Below are 1,249 nucleotides of genomic sequence, written 5' to 3'. Positions count from 1 at the left end.
CGCCGCAAGTACGTCCTTGTAGCAACTGTGTTGCTGGAGGAGCGCCAGCCCTTCCGGTAAACGGGCACGGTAGTGCCGGCCGCTGGCCGGCAGCCTCAGGAGCAACGCCCTCTGGTGCGCTCAGGCGGGGATCGATCCGCCTTGAGCGTCACGCATACGGGCGTTGAGAATCACCAGCATCTTCCGCATCACCGCCACGATGGCCACTTTGCCTTCCTTGCCCCGCGCTCGCAGCGACTGGTAAAAGTCCCGCAGGCGAGGTTCATGCCGCATGGCCGACATGCTGGCCATGTAGAGCACCTGACGGATCTCAGCCCTGCCGCCATGGATGCTTCGTTTGCCACGCATGGTCCCGCTGTCATGGGACATCGGTGCCACACCGACCAGGCTGGCGACGGCCTTGCCACTGATCTTGCCCAGCTCGGGAAGATAGCTGGCCAACACGGCCTGCAGGCCCGGGCCAACACCTTTTATCGACTTCAGGACAGCCAGTTGAGGCTGCTTGGAAACCTGTTCGGAAATCCGCTTTCCCAAACGTTCCACCGTTCTCTGCAAGCAAGTGATGTTGGCCTGAAGCAGTCGGCGTAATTCACGATTACCCACCATTTCCTGCTGCTGCCGCGCGACGGTCAGCGCGTGCATCGCCTGTCGGCGTGCCCGCACGAAGTCACGCATTTCCCGCTGCCAAGGCTCCAGTGGCTGATAGGAACGCAGCTTCACCAGCGCGGCCATCTTGGCCAAGGCATAGGCATCCAAGCGGTCGGTCTTGGCCATGTGGCCAAGCCCCTGGGCCAGTTTCCGCGCCCGCAGGGCATTGGCGCGGACCACCGGATGACCAGCGTTGTGCAGGAAGTCCAGCACAGGCTGTTCGTAGCCACCAGTGGCCTCCAGCACGATCTGGACGGCTGGATGCCCTTGCAGCCAGAGGTCCAATTCAGCAAAGCCGGAGCGGCTATTGCTGACCTGCAGGGTCTTTCCGTCTGTCGTGCCAACGTCCAGCTGGCGCTTGCTGACATCAATCCCGATCCCGTTCATCACCGGACTCCGTATAGTCTGGAAGGGTCGAGAGCTCCCCCGCTTGCCCAGTCTTATCACTGCGAGTGTCGGCTCCAGCAACTGTTCGGGCGGATCAAGGGAGATTCCGGCGTGGGCGCCAAGCTACATGGCGATCGTCGAGATCCAGGCTTACACGGCGGCCCACGCCGGCTCTCGACACCTACGGTGCCAGATTCCAATCAGATAAGGCTTG

1 protein-coding gene is annotated in these 1,249 nt (G+C 62.1%); it reads right to left on the bottom strand.

Features of this window, described 5'->3' with window-relative positions; all coding sequences use genetic code 11:
- Positions 1-120: 120 nt before the first annotated feature.
- Positions 121-1,035 carry an IS110 family transposase gene (locus J2X70_RS20705; RefSeq protein ID WP_309911952.1) on the bottom strand — a complete coding sequence of 305 codons (915 nt, stop codon included), beginning with the start codon at positions 1,033-1,035 and terminating at the stop codon, positions 121-123.
- Between the last annotated feature and the right edge of the window lie 214 nt (positions 1,036-1,249).

Origin of the sequence: Stenotrophomonas sp. 1337, from assembly GCF_031455455.1 — a bacterium.
In the GTDB taxonomy this organism is placed as follows: Bacteria; Pseudomonadota; Gammaproteobacteria; order Xanthomonadales; family Xanthomonadaceae; genus Stenotrophomonas; species Stenotrophomonas indicatrix.
Note: the sequence above shows the minus strand (reverse complement) of the source record. Positions and strands in the feature narration are given on the sequence as shown.

What these genes read in the sequence shown, in the direction of transcription:
- J2X70_RS20705 (WP_309911952.1), bottom strand. Translation starts at nt 1,035, where the DNA reads ATGAACGGGATCGGGATTGATGTCAGCAAGCGCCAGCTGGACGTTGGC.